We start from the raw sequence: 16,895 nt of genomic DNA, 5'->3' as shown, positions 1-16,895 counted from the left end.
CCGGCCCGCTCCACCCCGGCCCGCAGCGCCGCCGCCACCCGGTCCGCGACCGTCGGGCGCTCCGTCTCCGCGCGCAGCCCGATCAGCAGCGGCACCCGCCCCTCGACCGGCCGCACCCCCAGCAGCACGGGCACCCCGAGCGAGGCCAGCTCCTCGGCCACCGCGCGGACCAGCACCGCCCAGCCTCCCCCTTGCGGGGACAGGGCGTCGCCGAGCCGCATCACCACCGGCAGCAGCGGGCCGGTGCCCGGCTTGAAGCCCAGCACGCGCGCCTGCGCGGGCGCGTCCTCGGCGGTGACACGGCCCTCGGCGAGGTCGGTGAGGAAGTCCCCGCGCCCCCGCGCCGCCAGCTCCTCCTCCTGGCGGGCCTGCATCAGCACCACGGCGAGGATGCCCGCGGTCCGCTCGGCCACCATGCGGTGCACCGGTTCGGGCGTGCTCCGTACCGGCAGCAGCACCAGCCGGGCCCGTACGCCGCCGCTGCCGGGTCCGCCGCCGGGCACGTCCACCAGGGCCGAACCGGCCGGCGGGTCGTCCCGGTGCCGGTCCCGCAGCCCTTCCCACACCTGGAGCGGATCCGCGCCCTCGGGGCCCTCCCCGGCCGCGTACAGCAGCTGTCCGTCCGTCGTCTCCAGGAAGACCGGGTTGCCGGTGAACCCGGCCAGGATCTCCAGGACCTGGGGGACCCCGCCGCCGCCCAGCAGCGCCTCGGTGCACCGGCGGTGCACCTCCTCGGCGCGCTGCAGCAGCGCGTAGTGCCCGTTGACGATCTCGGTGTGGATCTCCTCGGTGACCGCCACGAACGGCACCTCGCGGTGCAGCTGGACCAGCGGCAGCCCCGCCGCCCGGGCCGTGTCGACGAGGGCGGCGGGCAGCCGGGCGAAGCGCGGCCCCAGCTCCACCACGAGCGCCGCGATGCCCCGCTCGGCCAGCGTGCGCACGAACGCGCGCTGGTCGGCCGGGCGGTGGCCGAGTCCGTATCCGGTGGTCAGCAGCAGTTCGCCGCCCTTGAGCAGCGAGGCGATGTGGGGCACCTCGCCCGCGTGCACCCAGCGCACCGTGCGCTGCAACCGGTCGGCGCCCGCCACGACCTCGGGCAGTCCGCCGCGCAGCCCGGGCAGCTCCAGCGCCCGCCGCACGGTGATCCCGGCGCCCCGGGTGTCGTACCCACCGTCCCTGCCGCTGTTCATGAGCGGGACGGTACCCGGGCGGGCCGGTGCGGGGCACCTCGCAGGGGGTACGGCATCGCGCAGGCTCGCCGGGGCCCCGCGCGCCCGGCGCAGGTCGACGACCGGGCCGCCGTCGACCGGGAGGCCACGGCCGCCCCTTCCGGGAAACGGCCGGTGTCCGTTCCCGGCCCGGGCGGCGCGGCCACGGCCTCCCGTCGGGCGTCCTCAGCCCCCGTACGCCCCGGACGCCGTCAGCCGCAGGGCGGTGTCGATGAGCGGCACGTGGCTGAACGCCTGCGGGAAGTTGCCCACCTGGCGCTGCAGGCGCGGGTCCCATTCCTCCGCCAGCAGCCCGAGGTCGTTGCGCAGCGACAGCAGCTTCTCGAACAGCTTGCGGGCCTCGTCCACGCGGCCGATCATCGCCAGGTCGTCGGCCATCCAGAACGAGCAGGCGAGGAACGCGCCCTCGTCGCCCGGGAGGCCGTCGACGCCCTCGTCCTTGCCCTCCGTCGGGTAGCGCAGGATGAAGCCGTCGGGCGTGGACAGCTCGCGCTGGATCGCCTCGATGGTGCCGATCACGCGCTTGTCGTCCGACGGCAGGAAACCCACCTGCGGGATCAGCAGCAGGGCGGCGTCCAGCTCCGTCGAGCCGTAGGACTGCGTGAAGGTGTTGCGCTCCTTGTCGTAGCCCTTCTCGCACACGTCCCGGTGGATGTCGTCGCGCAGCCGCTTGAAATCCTCCAGCGGGCCGTCGGCGTCGCCGGACTCGATGAGCTTGATGGTGCGGTCGACCGCGACCCAGGCCATCACCTTGGAGTGCACGAAGTGGCGGCGCGGGCCGCGCACCTCCCAGATGCCCTCGTCCGGCTCCTGCCAGTGCTTCTGCAGGTAGCGGATCAGCTTGACCTGGAGCACGGAGGCGTAGTCGTTGCGGGACAGGCCGGTCATGTGGGCCAGGTGCAGGGCCTCGGTGACCTCGCCGTACACGTCCAGCTGGAGCTGGTGGGCGGCGCCGTTGCCGACCCGGACCGGGGTGGAGTTCTCGTAGCCGGGCAGCCAGTCCAGCTCCGCCTCGCCGAGCTCGCGCTCGCCGGCGATGCCGTACATGATCTGCAGGTTCTCCGGGTCGCCCGCCACCGCGCGCAGCAGCCACTCGCGCCAGGCGCGGGCCTCCTCGCGGTAGCCGGTGCGCAGCAGCGAGGACAGGGTGATCGCCGCGTCCCGCAGCCAGGTGTAGCGGTAGTCCCAGTTGCGGACGCCGCCGATGTCCTCCGGCAGGGAGGTGGTGGGCGCGGCGACGATGCCGCCGGTCGGGGCGTAGGTCAGGGCCTTCAGCGTGATCAGGGAGCGGATCACGGCCTCGCGGTAGGGGCCGTGGTACGTACAGTGCTCCACCCACTCGCGCCAGAAGTCCTCCGTCGCCTCCAGGGACTGCTCCGGCTCCGGCAGCGGCGGCGGCTCCTTGTGCGAGGGCTGCCAGGAGACCGTGAAGGCGATCCGGTCGCCCGGCGCGACCGTGAAGTCCGCGTACGTGGTCAGCGCCTCGCCGTAGGTCTCGGCGGGTGTGTCGAACCACACGGAGTCCGGGCCCGCGACGGCGACCGTGCGTCCCTCGTGCTTGTGCACCCACGGCACCACCCGGCCGTAGGAGAACCGCATCCGCAGCGCCGAGCGCATCGGCACCCGGCCGGAGACGCCCTCCACGATCCGGATCAGCTGCGGGGCGCCGTCGCGCGGGGGCATGAAGTCGGTCACCCGGACCGTGCCGCGCGGGGTGTCCCACTCCGACTCCAGGACCAGCGAGTCGCCGCGGTAGCCCCGCCGGGTCGCCGCGGGCGGCTGGTCGTCGGGGGCGTGTGCGGGACCGAGCCGCCAGAAACCGTGTTCCTCGGTGCCCAGCAGACCGGCGAAGATGGCGTGGGAGTCGAAGCGGGGCAGGCACAGCCAGTCCACTGTGCCGTCCCGGCAGACCAGGGCAGCGGTCTGCATGTCTCCGATGAGTGCGTAGTCTTCGATGCGCCCGGCCACGTGCAACTCCAGTCGAACGGCCACGTCACCCCGCAAGGGGCTGTCGCTAGTGCGGTCAAGGGGTTTTTGCGATGCGTTGTTGAGCGTGAAACACAGCAGTCGCTCAGTCGTCGTGCGAAGCGTCAATTGTTGCTCAACGAACCGACGAGCTGTCGTTGTTCCGGAACTTACGGTCAGGGGTGGTGCCGTTCGGCCGGCCGGGCTCGTCGGTGAGTGTCCGAGCAGGATACGACGCACGTAGATGATCTGTGTGCCGCTCCGGTCAACCGAATTCCGCTGAACGAGTGAGCAGCGGACGGAGGGCCCGTGAAGGGTGCGTTTCCGTGTCGGTGCGTGCGCGGTGCGTGTGCGGTACGTGCGCGGACGTCGCCGCGCCGCGGCGCTGATACGCTGGTAGCCCGTGGACCGGTGGGCGAGAAACCCCGGAACCGCATCCCCCAGACCGCGACCACGGGAGCCCCCTCTTGGCCATGCCGCCCAAATCTTCGACGACCAAGCACATCTTCGTCACCGGGGGTGTCGCTTCCTCTCTCGGCAAGGGCCTGACGGCCTCCAGCCTCGGCATGCTGCTCAAGGCCCGGGGTCTGCGCGTCGTGATGCAGAAGCTCGACCCGTACCTGAACGTGGACCCGGGCACGATGAACCCCTTCCAGCACGGTGAGGTGTTCGTCACCAACGACGGAGCCGAGACCGACCTGGACATCGGCCACTACGAGCGCTTCCTCGACCGCGACCTGGACGGTTCCGCCAACGTCACCACGGGTCAGGTCTACTCCACGGTGATCGCCAAGGAGCGGCGCGGCGAGTACCTGGGCGACACCGTGCAGGTCATCCCGCACATCACCAACGAGATCAAGCACCGCATCCGCCGCATGGCGACGGACGAGGTGGACGTCGTGATCACCGAGGTCGGCGGCACGGTCGGCGACATCGAGTCGCTGCCGTTCCTGGAGACCGTCCGCCAGGTGCGGCACGAGGTCGGCCGGGACAACGTCTTCGTGGTGCACATCTCGCTCCTGCCGTACATCGGACCCTCGGGCGAGCTGAAGACGAAGCCGACCCAGCACTCGGTCGCGGCCCTGCGCAACATCGGCATCCAGCCGGACGCGATCGTGCTGCGCTGCGACCGCGAGGTGCCGACCGCCATCAAGCGCAAGATCTCGCTGATGTGCGACGTGGACGAGGACGCCGTGGTCGCCTGCCCCGACGCCCGCTCGATCTACGACATCCCGAAGGTCGTGCACGCCGAGGGCCTGGACGCCTATGTCGTGCGCAAGCTGGACCTGCCCTTCCGGGACGTGGACTGGAGGACCTGGGACGACCTGCTCGACCGCGTCCACAACCCCGACCACGAGATCACCCTCGCCCTGGTCGGCAAGTACATCGACCTGCCCGACGCCTACCTCTCGGTCACCGAGGCGCTGCGCGCGGGCGGCTTCGCCAACAGGGCCCGCGTGAAGATCAAGTGGGTCACCTCCGACGACTGCAAGACCCCGGCCGACGCCCAGGCGCAGCTCGGCGACGTCGACGCCATCTGCATCCCCGGCGGCTTCGGCGACCGCGGGGTGCTCGGCAAGGTCGGCGCCATCCGCTACGCCCGCGAGAACAAGATCCCGCTGCTGGGCCTGTGCCTGGGCCTGCAGTGCATCGTGATCGAGGCCGCGCGCAGCCTGGCGGACATCTCCGACGCCAACTCCACCGAGTTCGACCCGGCCACCTCCCACCCGGTCATCTCCACCATGGCCGAGCAGATGGACATCGTGGCCGGTGAGGGCGACATGGGCGGCACCATGCGGCTCGGCATGTACCCGGCGAAGCTGGCCGAGGGCTCGATCGTGCGCGAGGTGTACGACGGCAAGGAGTACGTCGAGGAGCGCCACCGCCACCGCTACGAGGTGAACAACGCCTACCGCGCGGAGCTGGAGAAGAAGGCGGGCATCGTCTTCTCCGGCACCTCCCCGGACGGCAAGCTCGTGGAGTACGTCGAGTACCCGCGCGAGGTCCACCCGTACCTGGTCGCGACCCAGGCGCACCCGGAGCTGCGCTCGCGTCCGACCCGTCCGCACCCGCTCTTCGCCGGCCTGGTGAAGGCCGCCGTCGAGCGGAAGATCTCGAAGTAACACACCGGTTGTACGGTTGCCGGGGTGCGAACCCTCAAAGGGTCCGCACCCCGGCTGCTTTTCTCACGCAGTGCACGCGCACGACCGCCGTACGTTCGGAAGGACAGGCATGACGATCAAGGACACCCCGGAAGAGTGGGAGGTCCGGGCGACCGGGACCCCCTTCGTCGGCAACAAGACCTCCGTCCGCACCGATGACGTGGTCATGCCCGACGGGACGGTGGTCCACCGCGACTACCAGGTCCACCCCGGGTCCGTGGCCGTCCTCGCCCTCGACGACGCCGACCGTGTCCTGGTGCTGCGCCAGTACCGCCACCCGGTGCGCCACAAGCTGTGGGAGATCCCGGCCGGCCTGCTGGACGTCCCCGGCGAGAACCCGCTGCACGCCGCCCGGCGCGAGCTGTACGAGGAGGCGCACGTCAAGGCCGAGGACTGGCGGGTGCTGACCGACGTGTACACCACCCCCGGCGGCTGCGACGAGGCGGTGCGGATCTTCCTCGCCCGCGGTCTGTCCGAGGCCGAGGGCGAGCGCTTCGCGGTCGAGGACGAGGAGGCCGACATGGAGCTGGCCCGGGTGCCCGTCGACGAGCTGGTGCGCGGGGTGCTGGCCGGCGAGCTGCACAACAACTGCCTCGTGGTGGGTGTCCTCTCGCTCGTCGCCGCGCGTGCCGGGGACGGGCTGGACGCGCTGCGTCCGGCTCAGGCGCCGTGGCCCGCACGTCCGTTCGAAGTCTGATTCCGTTCGGGTTGCTGCGCACCCATGATGTGACCATCGGTTGATCCGATCAGGGGATGTGCCTGCGGCGCTCCGCCGGGAACGTGGCGGAGCGTGAACTAGGCTCTTCGCGAGTGAGCCGAGAAGCAGGCGCGACGCCCTTCGCACCGGGGCGGGCTCGCGCGTGCGGTGGGACGGGAGTGTGGCCCGTGACGGATCAGGCGGTGGACCCGGGCCGGGTGCGGCTCTCCCAGGACGCAGCCGCGGAGGACCGGTTCCTGGGCCGTGCCAGGGAGTTGAAGGAACTGTGCGCCGACATCGAGCGCGCGGGACTGGACACCCTCTCGGGCCGCAAGGCGCCCCGCGCGCGCGTCCTGCTCATCGCCGGCCGTCCGGGCTCCGGCCGCACGGCCCTCGCCGAGGAACTGGTGCGCCGGGTCGCCGACCGCTATCCCGACGGGGTGCTGCGCGCCCGTCTGACCGAGCCCGGCGGCACGCGCGTGCCCGTCGAGCGCGCCGCGCGTGAGCTGCTCGACGCCCTGGAGGCGCCCGCCCCCGCCGGAGCCCCCGAGGACGAGCTCACCGAGGCGCTGCGCACCGCCCTCGCCGACCGCCGGGTGCTGCTCCTGCTCGACGACGCGGCCGACGCCGAGCAGGTCGACGCGCTGCTGCCGGACAACCCGGACTGCCTGGCCGTCACCGTCTCCTCGGGGCCGCTGACCGGCATCGCGGACGTCCGGCCCTGCACGCTCGGCGGCCTCGACACCAAGTCCGCGGTGGAGCTGCTGTCCCGCGCCGCCGGGCCGGTCCGCATCACCGTCGACCCCCGGGCCGCCGAGGGGCTCGCGGAGCAGTGCGAGGGGGAGCCGGCCGCCCTGGTGCTGGCCGGCGGCTGGCTCGCCGCCCGGCCCAAGGCCGCCGTCGCCGACCTCGCCAAGCAGCTGCACGCGGAGACCGGCGGGGGCACCGTGATCGGCCGCGCCCTCCGGCTCGTGCACGCCTCGCTGCCGGCGCCCGCCGCCCGGACCCTGCGCCTGCTCAGCCTCGCCCCGGCCGGCCTGGTCGACCCGCACACGGCCTCCGCGCTCGCCGGCTGCTCGGTGGACGCCGCCCGCACCGCCCTGGACGACTTCGTCGCCCACGGCCTGCTGCACGCGGTGGCCTCGCCGCTGCCGCAGTACGAGGTGCCCGGCTGTCTGCACCCCCTGCTGCGCGACCTCGCCGAGACCCACGACCGCCCCGCCGAGCTCGAGCTGGCCCGCGCCCGCATGCTGGAGCGGACCGTGCGGCTGCTCCAGTCGTGCAGGGTGATCACGGAGACCGACAGCCCCCAGGCGCGCGAGAGGCTCCTCGCCATGCCGCGCTCCCTGCGCTTCCCCAGCCCCCGGGCCGCCGCCGACTGGCTGCGCCTGAGCAGGCCCGCCCTGCTCGCCTCCGCCCGGCTCGCGGTCGCCGACGGGGAGCTGGACACCCTGGCCCGGCGGTTGATGTCCCAGCTGGTGCGGGCCATGGTGGCCCACGTCGGCACCCGGGCGGCGGCGAGCGACCTCTACGTGCTGCACGGCCTGGTGCTGGACGTCGCCGAGCGCCGCCGGCTGCCCCGCGAGCGGGCGGCGGCCCTGCTGAACCTCGGCGACCTCGACGCCCGCACCGGCCGCACGGCCGACGCCCTGGTGCGCTACCGGGCCGCCCTGGACGCGGGCCGCGCGGCCCGCGACCCGTACGCGATCGGCCGCGCGACGGAATCCGTGGGCGGCGCGCACCTGGAGCTCGGGGACTACGACCGGGCCGCCGACTGGTTCGGCCGGGCCCTGACCGAGCGGCTGGCCCGGGGCGAGCGCGCGGACGCGGCCCGGCTCTACGGCCGTATCGGCGCCGCCCACACCTACGCCGGCCGCTACGGCGAGGCACTGCGCAACTGGCGCGCGGCCGTCGCCGGGTACCGCAAGGACGGGGACGTGGCCGCACAGGCGCGGGCGCTCAGCGAACTGGCCCGCGTCCAGGAGTACGCGGGCCGGCCGGAGGAGTCGCTGCGCACCTGCCGGGAGGCCGTGGAGTGGGCGACCCGGGCCGAGGACACCCGGTTGCAGGCGGCGCTGCACCTGCGGCTGGCCGACTCCTTCGAGCGCCTCGGCGACCCCGCGTCGGCCGCGCTGCACCGCGGCACGGCCGAGTGCATGCTGGACGAGGAGGCTCCGGAGGGCGACCCCGAGCTGGAACGTGGAGCCAATGCCTACGAAATCCGCAGCGCACCTGCTGAAGATTGATGCAATGAAAGGCTAGACAGCGGGAACACCTTCATTAGACTGGCTCTACCGCACCATCTTCTGCGGTTTCTCCCGGTGTGCCCATGTGTGCCTGGGTATGCGCACCAAGACGCCCGTATCCTCTGAGCCAAGGACCGTGATCGACGTGAAGGTCGGCATCCCCCGCGAGGTCAAGAACAACGAGTTCCGGGTGGCCATCACCCCCGCCGGTGTGCACGAGCTGGTGCGCCACGGTCATCAGGTCGTCGTCGAGCGCGGCGCGGGTGTCGGCTCCTCGATCCCGGACGACGAGTACATCGCCGCGGGCGGGCAGATACTGGACACCGCCGACGAGGTGTGGGCCGCCGCCGACCTGCTGCTGAAGGTCAAGGAGCCCGTCGCGGAGGAGTACCACCGCCTGCGCAAGGACCAGACGCTCTTCACCTACCTGCACCTGGCCGCCTCCAAGGAGTGCACGGACGCCCTCCTCCAGGCCGGCACCACCGCGATCGCCTACGAGACCGTCGAACTGCCCAGCCGCGCGCTGCCGCTGCTGGCGCCCATGTCGGAGGTCGCGGGCCGGCTGTCCGCGCAGGTCGGCGCCTACCACCTGATGCGGGCCCACGGCGGTCGCGGTGTGCTGCCCGGCGGCGTCCCCGGCGTGCTGGCCGGCCGGGCCGTCGTCATCGGCGGTGGCGTCTCCGGCTGGAACGCCGCGCAGATCGCCGTCGGCCTGGGCTTCCACGTGACCCTGCTGGACAAGGACATCAACAAGCTCAAGGAGGCCGACCGGATCTTCGGCACGAAGATCCAGACCGTCGTCTCCAACGCCTTCGAGCTGGAGAAGGCCTGCCTGGAGGCCGACCTCGTGATCGGCGCGGTGCTGGTCCCCGGCGCCAAGGCCCCGAAGCTGGTCAGCAACGACCTCGTCTCGCGGATGAAGCCCGGAAGTGTCCTTGTCGACATCGCGATCGACCAGGGCGGCTGCTTCGAGGACTCCCACCCCACCACGCACGCCGAGCCGACCTTCAAGGTCCACGAGTCGGTCTTCTACTGCGTCGCCAACATGCCGGGCGCGGTGCCCAACACCTCCACCTACGCGCTCACCAACGCCACGCTGCCGTACATCGTCGAGCTCGCCAACCGCGGCTGGGCCGAGGCGATGCGCCGGGACCCGGCGCTCGCCAAGGGACTCAACACGCATGACGGCAAGGTCGTTTACCGGGAGGTCGCCGAGGCGCACGGCCTCGAGCACGTGGAACTCGCCTCGCTGATCGGCTGAGTCGCCCAGGAGGCAAGTCGACCAACTCACCGACCGGAAAAGGCGATACGTCAACACCGGCGGTCAACGACGCATACCCGGCCGGACCTTGCCCGACAAGGTCCGGCCGGGTGTGTGTATGGTCACTTCTCGACCCCGGTACAACTCACCTCGAACGTCACGCTTCCACCGATTCGCACACCGGTGAAACCTGCCGTACGACGGCCGTACGCCCTTGACAGGGGGATGTTCCATTGCCGACACATCGGGCCGGGTCCGGTGGATTGTGTTGCTGCGGACGGCCGACACGCCATAGAGTCGCCAACCGTCGGCATGGTGCCACGCTGACCTGTCTAGAAGTTTCCTGGTCACCAAGGAGGTAAGACGACTTGTGAACGAGTCGACATTTACTCCCGGGGGTGGTCAACCAGGAATGCCTGCACGGGGCCAGGAACCCGCGGGGTTCGCTCCTGTCGGCTCCGTCGCTGTGCGCACCTTCGCAGCCCACCAGAGTCAGCAGGCGACTCACACTGCACACCGAAGCATGGATGGCCATCACGTGAACGCCATGGCCGGCGACGGAAGTGGCGCGCCCCACAACCATCTCGCCGACTACGACGAACTGCCCGAGGGGCATTTCTACGACCCCGACGCCGAGTACGAGCCGGACCCCGAGTACGCGGCCACGCTCGCGCCCGACGCGGCGCGCCAGCGCCGCGAGCGCATCGGCCCGACCGGGCGCCCGCTGCCGTACTTCCCGATCCCGGGCCCGCTGACCGACCACGGTCCCGCGAAGATCATCGCGATGTGCAACCAGAAGGGCGGCGTGGGCAAGACGACGTCGACCATCAACCTGGGTGCCGCACTCGCGGAGTACGGACGCCGGGTGCTGCTCGTGGACTTCGACCCGCAGGGCGCGCTGTCGGTCGGTCTCGGCGTCAACCCGATGGAGCTCGACCTCACCGTCTACAACCTGCTCATGGAGCGGGGGATGGCGGCCGACGAGGTGCTGCTGAAGACGGCGGTCCCCAACATGGACCTGCTGCCCAGCAACATCGACCTGTCGGCGGCCGAGGTCCAGCTGGTGAGCGAGGTCGCGCGCGAGTCCACGCTCCAGCGCGCGCTGAAGCCGCTCATGGACGACTACGACTTCATCGTGATCGACTGCCAGCCCTCGCTCGGCCTGCTCACGGTCAACGCGCTGACGGCCGCGCACAAGGTGATCGTGCCGCTGGAGTGCGAGTTCTTCGCGCTGCGCGGTGTGGCCCTGCTGACCGAGACCATCGAGAAGGTCCAGGAGCGGCTCAACCCCGACCTGGAGCTCGACGGCATCCTCGCCACGATGTACGACTCGCGCACGGTGCACAGCCGCGAGGTGCTCGCGCGTGTGGTCGAGGCGTTCGACGACCACGTCTACCACACGGTCATCGGGCGCACGGTCCGCTTCCCGGAGACCACGGTCGCCGGTGAGCCGATCACCACGTACGCCTCCAACTCCGTCGGTGCCGCCGCCTACCGCCAGCTCGCCAGGGAGGTGCTCGCCCGGTGTCACGCCGAGTGAGTCTGCCCGGGGCCGACGAACTCTTCCGTACGACAGGGGGGACGGCGCTCCAGGCGTCCACGCCCCGGCGCCAGGCGGGCGGTGACGCCCGGGTCCCCGCCCCCGCCGGGGAGGGCGACGCGGCGGCCCAGGAGGACGCGCCGCAGTCGGTGCCCGCCCAGGGCGGCGAGGGCGCGGAGCACGTCGCCGCGGACCCGGGGCCGGCCGAGGCCGGGGAGTCCCGCAGCCGCACCGCGACGGGCTCCGGGCGGCGTCAGACGGCGCAGGAAGGGGCCGCCGCGGCGGCCGCGGTCCCGCGCAAGCGCGGGAGAACGGCGGCACGCCGCCCCAGCGGCCGTGAGCGGCACGACGAGAAGATCACCGTGTACGTCTCCGCCGAGGAGCTCATGGACCTCGAGCACGCGCGCCTGGTGCTGCGCGGCGAGCACGGACTGGCCGTGGACCGCGGCCGGATCGTCCGCGAGGCGGTCGCCGTGGTCCTCGCCGACCTGGAGACCCGCGGGGAGGCGAGCATTCTCGTACGGCGGCTTCGCGGACGGTAGCGGTAGCCTGCGGGGGTCATGACCTCGAACGACCCTTTCGTCCCCGCCCCCGGCAGCCGGCCGAACCGCCGGCGTGCGCTGGGGCGGGGTCCGGGAGCGGCGCCGCCGGTGCCGGACGAGCCGGTGGCGCACCCGGCGCCGCAGGCCCCCGCACCGGAGTCGCAGGCCCCGGCGGGCGGGAGCGGCACGGCGCGGCCGGAGGCCGCGGAGGCCGGGCCCGACGGGCCGCCCGCAAAGGACGTGACGGCCCTCGCCGCCCCGGAGGCGCACCCCGCCGGTGCACCGGCCGGCGCACCCGCCCCGGACGCGCCGGCCCGGACCGGGCCGGACGGACCACCGCGGCCCGCGGCCGACGGCAGGGCAACGCCGCACGCGCCCACCGCGCCGGACCCCGGGGCCCCCGGGGCGGAGCCCCCGGCCGGCGCGGCCGCCGCAGCCGACGGCGAGGGTGGCGACGGCGACGGCGGCGACGAGAGCGGTGATGAGGGCGACGGCCGGTTCAAGGTGCGGCTGGCGAACTTCGAGGGGCCCTTCGACCTGCTCCTCCAGCTGATCGCGAAGCACAAGCTGGACGTCACCGAGGTCGCCCTGTCCGAGGTGACCGACGAGTTCATGGCGTACATCCGGGCGCTGGGGGCGGACTGGGACCTGGACGAGACGACCGAGTTCCTGGTCGTGGCGGCCACGCTGCTCGACCTCAAGGCGGCGCGGCTGCTGCCCGCCGCCGAGGTGGAGGACGAGGCCGACCTCGCCCTGCTGGAGGCCCGGGACCTGCTGTTCGCCCGGCTGCTGCAGTACCGCGCCTACAAGCGGATCGCGGAGATCTTCAGCGGGCGGCTCGACGACGAGGCCCGGCGCCGTCCCCGTACCGTCGGGCTCGAACCGCACCACGCCGAGCTGCTGCCCGAGGTCGTCATCAGGATCGGCCCCGAGGGGTTCGCCAGGCTCGCCGTCAGGGCGATGCAGCCCAGGCCCAGGCCGCAGGTGTACGTGGACCACATCCACGCGCCGCTGGTCAGCGTGCAGGAGCAGGCCGGGATCGTGGTCGCGCGGCTGAGGGAGCTGGGCGAGGCCAGCTTCCGCACGCTCGTCGAGGACACCGACGACACGCTGACCGTCGTGGCCCGGTTCCTCGCGCTGCTCGAGCTGTACCGCGAGAAGGCCGTCGCCCTCGACCAGGAGACCGCGCTCGGCGAGCTGACCGTGCGCTGGACCGGCGGGGACGGCGAGGCCGCGCCGACGGTCACCGACGAGTTCGACCGGCCGCCCGGGCCGACCGAGGAGGAGAGGAAGACGTGAGCGAGGAGACGACCGGCACCACGACCGGCACCGGGGCCCCCGCCGAGCCGCGCACCGTCGCGGACCTCGACCTCAAGCCCGCCCTGGAGGCGGTCCTCATGGTCGTGGACGAGCCCGTGACCGAGGAGCACCTGGCGAAGGTGCTGCAGCGGCCCGGGCACCGGGTCGCGGACGCCCTGCGGGAACTGGCCGACGAGTACACCGCGCAGGGGCGCGGTTTCGAGCTGCGGTTCGTCGCGGGCGGCTGGCGCTTCTACACCCGCCCCGAGTACGCCGCCGCCGTGGAGGGGTTCGTCCTGGACGGCCAGCAGGCCCGGCTCACCCAGGCCGCCCTGGAGACCCTCGCCGTGGTCGCCTACCGCCAGCCGGTCAGCCGCAGCCGGGTCTCCGCGGTGCGCGGAGTGAACTGCGACGGCGTCATGCGCACCCTCCTGCAGCGCGGTCTGGTCGAGGAGGCGGGCACGGAACCCGAAACAGGTGCGATCCTGTACACGACGACGAACCACTTCCTGGAGCGGATGGGCCTGCGCGGTCTGGACGAGCTCCCGGAACTCGCGCCCTTCCTCCCGGAGGCGGAGGCGATCGAGGCCGAGACCCAGGAAGGCGCGCCGTCGTTCGATCCGGACGCCCCGGACCCGGACGACGGTGCCACGACGAACGTGCCGATAACGACAACGACGGAACTTTGATGCGAAGCAGCGGCAGCGGAAAGAGCGGCGGGCGCGGTAACTACCGCGGCGCCGGCAACAACAGGGACCAGAAGCAGGGGCAGGGCCGCCCCCGCAAGCCCCGCCCCGAGGAGCGCCGCTACGACGGGGGCCCCGGCGCCGCCCAGGACGGCCCGAAGTCCGGGCGCGGCGGAGCGAAGCCGGCGCCCCAGCGAGGCGGCCGGGGCCGTACCGCCCCGGCGCGCTCGCGCGAGTACGAGACGCGGATCGAGGAGCGCAACCGCGAGCGGTACGCGGGCCGGAAGGACGTGAAGATCCCGAAGACCTTCCCGGGCGCCGAGCAGGAGGGCGAGCGGCTGCAGAAGGTCCTCGCGCGCGCGGGCTACGGCTCCCGACGCGCCTGCGAGGAGCTGATCGAGCAGGCGCGGGTCGAGGTCAACGGCGAGATCGTGCTGGAGCAGGGCCGCCGGGTGGACCCGGAGAAGGACGAGGTCAAGGTCGACGGCCTGACCGTGGCCACCCAGTCCTACCAGTTCTTCTCGTTGAACAAGCCCGCCGGTGTCGTCTCGACGATGGAGGACCCCGAGGGCCGGCAGTGCCTCGGCGACTACGTCACCAACCGCGAGACCCGGCTCTTCCACGTCGGCCGGCTCGACACCGAGACCGAGGGCGTCATCCTGCTCACCAACCACGGCGAGCTGGCGCACCGGCTGACCCACCCGCGGTACGGGGTGAAGAAGACCTACCTCGCGCACATCGTCGGGCCCATCCCGCGCGACCTGGGCAAGAGGCTCAAGGACGGCATCCAGCTGGAGGACGGCTACGCGCGCGCGGACCACTTCCGCGTCGTGGAGCAGACCGGCAAGAACTACCTCGTCGAGGTGACCCTGCACGAGGGCCGCAAGCACATCGTGCGCCGCATGCTCGCGGAGGCCGGGTTCCCGGTCGACAAGCTGGTGCGCACCGCCTTCGGGCCGATCACCCTGGGCGACCAGAAGTCGGGCTGGCTGCGCCGGCTGTCCAACACCGAGGTCGGGATGCTGATGCAGGAGGTCGACCTCTGACGTTCCGGAGCCCGTGACCGACCGTCCCGGGGCTTGTGACCGACCCCCACCCCCTTTTATAGTCGCCTTGACCATAAAAGGGGGTGGGGGTCGTGGACGTCTACGACAAGTACGCCTACGAGCCGTTCGCCGTCACCGTCGACCTCGCCGTGTTCACCGTCCGCGGGGGCGCGCTGCACGTGCTGCTCGTCGAGCGCGGCGAGGAGCCGTACGCCGGGCGGTGGGCGCTGCCGGGCGGGTTCGTCCGGCCCGACGAGTCCGCGGAGACGGCCGCGCGGCGCGAACTCGGCGAGGAGACCGGGCTGACGGACGTGTCCGGGCCGCACCTGGAGCAGCTGCGGACCTACAGCGAACCCGACCGCGACCCCCGGATGCGGGTCGTGTCGGTCGCGTTCGCCGCGCTGCTGCCCGACGCCCCCGAGGCGCACGGCGGCGGCGACGCCGCCCGGGCCCGCTGGACGCCGTACGCCGCGGCCGGGCCGCTCGCCTTCGACCACGACCGGATCCTGGCCGACGCCCGGGAACGCGTCGGCGCCAAGCTCGAGTACACCTGCCTCGCCACCGCCTTCTGCCCGCCCGAGTTCACCCTGGGCGAGCTGCAACAGGTCTACGAGACCGTCTGGGGCACCGCGCTCGACCGGCCCAACTTCCGGCGCAAGGTGCTCGCCACCCCGGGCTTCGTCGAGGCCGTCCCCGGCGCCGCGCGCCTCACCGGCGGCCGGGGCAAACCCGCCGCCCTGTACCGCGCGGGCACCGCCACCGCCCTCCACCCACCGCTGCTCCGGCCGACCCCGGAAGGACGCCCCGCATGACCGCCCCCACCCTCACCAAGCGCGCCGCCACGGGAGCGCTCACCGGACTCGCCCTCGGGGACGCGCTGGGCTTCCCGACCGAGTTCCACGACGTCCCGTCGATCCTCGCCAGGTTCGGTCCCTGGCGGGGGACGGACCTGCCGAAGCCGGCGATCGTCACCGACGACACCCAGATGACGCTCGCTCTGGGGAGGGGGCTGCGGACGGCGATGGACCGGGGCGTGCTCACCCCGGAGCGGCTGGAGCGTCCGGTGCGCGAGGAGTTCGTTAAGTGGTGGCGCTCGCCCGAGAACAACCGCGCCCCCGGCAACACCTGTCTCAAGGCCTGCCACCTGCTGGCCCGCGAGGACCGGCCCTGGCAGGACGCCTCCCAGGTCGGCTCCAAGGGCTGCGGCGCCAACATGCGCGTCGCGCCCGTCGGCCTGGCCCCCGGTCTGAGCGACGAACAGCGCGCGGGCGCCGCCCAGTTGCAGGCGGCGCTCACCCACGGGCACCCCACCGCGCTCGCCGCCTCCGACCTCACCGCACACGCCGTGCGGCTGCTCGCCGAGGGCGCCGAACCTACCGGCCTGATCGGCCTGTTGCGCTCCTACGCCTACGAGAACCGCACCCGCTACCACGAGTCCTGGCTCGGCGACCTGTGGACCCGCGCCCAGGACCCCGGCCCCGAGCACTTCATCGCGCGCGGCTGGGACGAGTGTCTGGAGATCCTGGGGCGCCTCCAGGAAGCCGTACGGACCGTCTCGCCGGAGACCGACCCGTGCCTGGCGACGGGGGAGGGCTGGATCGCCGAGGAGGCCCTGGCGACCGGCCTGCTCTGCTTCCTGCTCTTCGTCGACGAGCCCCTCACCGCCCTGCGGCGCGCCGCCTGCACCTCGGGCGACTCCGACTCGATCGCCTGTCTGGCGGGGGCCTTCGCGGGCGCGCACCTGGGCGCGGACGCCTGGCCGCCCGCCTGGGCGGACCGCATCGAGTACCGGGGCGACCTGCTGGCGCTGGGAGCGCTCTGGGACGCTTGAGCCGTGATCGACGCCCTGGACACCGACTCCGCCGGAGCTGATCGTGGCGAAGGCCGAGCGGGAGCACGGGGTGGCGGACGTCGACCACGCGCGCGTGGGGGGCGACGTGGAGCGGCTGCACGGCGCGCTGGACGAGGCGCGGGCCGCCTCGGCGCTACCCGACGTCCCGGCGGCCCGCGACGCCCTGCACGACCTCGTCGTACGGGTCCGCCTGGAGGGCTGAGGCACGGCGGGCCCGGACCAGGAAGTCCTCCACCCGTCGGCGGTCCGGTTCCGCGGGGAGCGGGCTGCGGTGGGCGGCCTCCTCGGCCTCCTGCGCCAGGCGGGCCATCCGCGCTTCGACCTCGGGCCACGCGACCTCGCCCCGCTTCACCGCGAGCAGCGACTCGCG

Annotated in this window: 13 protein-coding genes and 2 pseudogenes; 12 read left to right on the top strand and 3 right to left on the bottom strand. The window is 72.9% G+C overall.

Annotation, left to right across the window (positions count from 1 at the left end; all coding sequences use genetic code 11):
* Positions 1-1,190 (bottom strand): PucR family transcriptional regulator ligand-binding domain-containing protein (locus tag B7L92_RS22315; RefSeq protein WP_081239242.1); only part of this gene is annotated, 1,190 nt, incomplete at its 3' end.
* A gap of 204 nt (positions 1,191-1,394) precedes the next feature.
* Positions 1,395-3,197: a glycoside hydrolase family 15 protein gene (locus tag B7L92_RS22310; RefSeq protein ID WP_081239241.1), complete on the bottom strand. Its 1,803-nt coding sequence runs from the start codon at positions 3,195-3,197 to the stop codon at positions 1,395-1,397.
* A gap of 470 nt (positions 3,198-3,667) precedes the next feature.
* Here B7L92_RS22310 and pyrG point away from each other — a divergent pair, with 470 nt between their 5' ends.
* The 12 genes and pseudogenes from pyrG to B7L92_RS42565 all read left to right on the top strand — a co-directional run.
* Complete coding sequence (gene pyrG / locus B7L92_RS22305; protein WP_004989989.1) at positions 3,668-5,317, top strand: CTP synthase; 1,650 nt, start codon at positions 3,668-3,670, stop codon at positions 5,315-5,317.
* A 109-nt stretch (positions 5,318-5,426) separates the two neighbouring features.
* A complete protein-coding gene (locus tag B7L92_RS22300) occupies positions 5,427-6,053 on the top strand; it encodes an NUDIX domain-containing protein (protein WP_016826903.1) in 627 nt (208 codons plus the stop codon).
* 188 nt (positions 6,054-6,241) lie between these two features.
* Entirely contained in the window at positions 6,242-8,299 is a 2,058-nt protein-coding gene (locus B7L92_RS22295; protein ID WP_081239240.1) for a tetratricopeptide repeat protein, read from the top strand.
* Between the two features lie 136 nt (positions 8,300-8,435).
* Positions 8,436-9,560 carry an alanine dehydrogenase gene (gene ald, locus B7L92_RS22290; RefSeq protein ID WP_081239239.1) on the top strand — a complete coding sequence of 375 codons (1,125 nt, stop codon included), beginning with the start codon at positions 8,436-8,438 and terminating at the stop codon, positions 9,558-9,560.
* Positions 9,561-9,972: 412 nt separating this feature from the next.
* Complete coding sequence (locus tag B7L92_RS22285; RefSeq protein ID WP_078495437.1) at positions 9,973-11,100, top strand: ParA family protein; 1,128 nt, start codon at positions 9,973-9,975, stop codon at positions 11,098-11,100.
* A complete protein-coding gene (locus B7L92_RS22280; protein ID WP_081239238.1) occupies positions 11,085-11,642 on the top strand; it encodes a hypothetical protein in 558 nt (185 codons plus the stop codon). The genes B7L92_RS22285 and B7L92_RS22280 overlap by 16 nt, the downstream gene beginning before the upstream one ends.
* 18 nt (positions 11,643-11,660) lie before the next feature.
* Positions 11,661-12,941, top strand: coding sequence for a segregation and condensation protein A (locus B7L92_RS22275; protein WP_081239237.1), 1,281 nt, complete (start codon positions 11,661-11,663; stop codon positions 12,939-12,941).
* A complete protein-coding gene (gene scpB, locus B7L92_RS22270; RefSeq protein ID WP_081239236.1) occupies positions 12,938-13,630 on the top strand; it encodes an SMC-Scp complex subunit ScpB in 693 nt (230 codons plus the stop codon). Before B7L92_RS22275 ends, scpB begins: the two co-directional genes overlap by 4 nt.
* Positions 13,630-14,673 (top strand): pseudouridine synthase, encoded by a 1,044-nt coding sequence (locus B7L92_RS22265; RefSeq protein ID WP_081239235.1) that lies wholly within the window; start codon positions 13,630-13,632, stop codon positions 14,671-14,673. Before scpB ends, B7L92_RS22265 begins: the two co-directional genes overlap by 1 nt.
* Positions 14,674-14,756: 83 nt before the next feature.
* Entirely contained in the window at positions 14,757-15,485 is a 729-nt protein-coding gene (locus B7L92_RS22260; RefSeq protein ID WP_438364014.1) for an NUDIX hydrolase, read from the top strand.
* A complete protein-coding gene (locus tag B7L92_RS22255) occupies positions 15,482-16,504 on the top strand; it encodes an ADP-ribosylglycohydrolase family protein (RefSeq protein WP_081239234.1) in 1,023 nt (340 codons plus the stop codon). Before B7L92_RS22260 ends, B7L92_RS22255 begins: the two co-directional genes overlap by 4 nt.
* A gap of 31 nt (positions 16,505-16,535) precedes the next feature.
* Positions 16,536-16,727: pseudogene (locus B7L92_RS42565) on the top strand (nucleotidyltransferase domain-containing protein); the annotation flags it as partial.
* Here the strand turns inward: B7L92_RS42565 and B7L92_RS41620 are convergent.
* A pseudogene (locus tag B7L92_RS41620) lies at positions 16,659-16,895 on the bottom strand (nucleotidyltransferase); the annotation flags it as partial. The pseudogenes B7L92_RS42565 and B7L92_RS41620 overlap by 69 nt on opposite strands.

It is taken from the genome of Streptomyces viridosporus (assembly GCF_002078235.1).
Lineage (GTDB): Bacteria > Actinomycetota > Actinomycetes > Streptomycetales > Streptomycetaceae > Streptomyces > Streptomyces viridosporus.
Note: the sequence above shows the minus strand (reverse complement) of the source record. Positions and strands in the feature narration are given on the sequence as shown.